The following is a 275-nucleotide window of genomic DNA, read 5'->3' as shown; positions in this document are numbered from 1 at the left end:
CTACTCGAAAGAGTAGCTAATACCGCATACGATCTGAGGATGAAAGCGGGGGACCTTCGGGCCTCGCGCGATTGGAGCGGCCGATGGCAGATTAGGTAGTTGGTGGGATAAAAGCTTACCAAGCCGACGATCTGTAGCTGGTCTGAGAGGACGACCAGCCACACTGGGACTGAGACACGGCCCAGACTCCTACGGGAGGCAGCAGTGGGGAATTTTGGACAATGGGCGAAAGCCTGATCCAGCAATGCCGCGTGCAGGATGAAGGCCTTCGGGTT

1 rRNA gene is annotated in these 275 nt (G+C 57.1%); it reads left to right on the top strand.

The window, feature by feature from the left end:
• Positions 1-275 (top strand): 16S ribosomal RNA (locus tag ACF8ML_RS00030); the annotation flags it as partial.

This window comes from Delftia sp. WSY_10, from assembly GCF_043104705.1.
Taxonomy (GTDB): domain Bacteria; phylum Pseudomonadota; class Gammaproteobacteria; order Burkholderiales; family Burkholderiaceae_C; genus Comamonas; species Comamonas tsuruhatensis.
The sequence above is the reverse complement of the archived record's forward strand: the minus strand, read 5'-3'. Positions and strand labels throughout refer to the sequence as shown.